The following is a 1,132-nucleotide window of genomic DNA, read 5'->3' on the forward strand; positions in this document are numbered from 1 at the left end:
CGACGTGGTCCCGGCCGCCTGATTCAGCGCCTCACGGCGCCCAGATGGGACCATCTGAAACAGTTATTTGTAGATCCAGTCACATTCCGTTAAGGTCCGAATCACCACGCCGTCACCTGGCAGGCGAGGTACTCCGGGACGCGCATGGGGAAATGCGCACGGACGGCCTGGGTTGTGTACGCCCCCGGAACCCCTCTGCCAGCACGACGCGCGGCCACTTCGACCGTTGGGGGAAGCCATGAACATCCTGCGCGCTGCCGTGTGCCTGAGCCTGTTGTTGTCCGCTGCGGCCGTTTCGGCCCAGTCCTCGAATGTGTGTCCGTCCCTGCCCGCCGACAGCGGCCTGCAATGGCAGGAGCAGGCGCAGGCCGACTTCGTGCTGTGCAAGGCCAGCACCGGCGATGGCCGCGAAGTGCTCAGCCTGATGCTGACCGCACGCGACCCGAACCTGCCGCTGAGCCGCCCGTTGCGCCAGGAAAAAGGCCTGTTCGCCGGTGAATCGCTGTACTGGTACCAGCCCGATCTGGGCGGCCAGCAGCCGCCGGGCTACGAAACGCGCCGCATCACCGTGGTGAAGTTCGACAAGAACCGCTACGCGCAGATCGCGCTGTACGCCGGCGATGCGAAGGAGCTTGGCGCGCTGCAGTCGCTGACACAAGGCATGAACCTCACGCCTGCCGCGGTCGCCGCAGGGCGCTGAGATGGCCGGGGATACCCGCGCGTCTGTCGCGTCATGGGGTTGCCGGCCAGCGGCCGGCACTACCCGGGGTGTTGCGGCGTCATGGAGTTGCCGGCCAGCGGCCGGCAGTGCCCGGGGTGTTGCGGCGTCATGGGGTTGCCGGCCAGCGGCCGGCACTACCCGGGGTGTTGCGGCGTCATGGAGTTGCCGGCCAGCGGCCGGAACTACCCGGGGTGTTGCGGCGTCATGGGGTTGCCGGCCAGCGGCCGGCACTACCCGGGGTGTTGCGGCGTCATGGGGTTGCCGGCCAGCGGCCGGCAGTGCCCGGGGTGTTGCGGCGTGATGGGGTTGCCGGCCAACGGCCGGCAGGACCGGTCAGAAGCGGCCTTCCTGGAAATCGACGAAGGCCTGCATCAGCTCCTGGCGGGTATTCATCACGAACGGCCCGTGGCG

General features: G+C 68.5%; 2 protein-coding genes. One reads left to right on the forward strand and one right to left on the reverse strand.

All coding sequences use genetic code 11. The features are described 5' to 3' along the window. The first annotated feature begins 247 nt into the window (after nucleotides 1–247). A complete protein-coding gene (locus DBR34_RS06800) occupies nucleotides 248–700 on the forward strand; it encodes a hypothetical protein (protein ID WP_181393923.1) in 453 nt (150 codons plus the stop codon). A 354-nt stretch (nucleotides 701–1,054) separates the two neighbouring features. Here the strand turns inward: DBR34_RS06800 and DBR34_RS24535 are convergent. Beyond that, the coding region (locus DBR34_RS24535) for a pirin-like C-terminal cupin domain-containing protein (protein ID WP_146186784.1) at nucleotides 1,055–1,132 on the reverse strand (78 nt) is incomplete at its 5' end.

Origin of the sequence: Stenotrophomonas sp. HMWF003, from assembly GCF_003061285.1 — a bacterium.
GTDB classification, from domain to species: Bacteria; Pseudomonadota; Gammaproteobacteria; order Xanthomonadales; family Xanthomonadaceae; genus Stenotrophomonas; species Stenotrophomonas maltophilia_AP.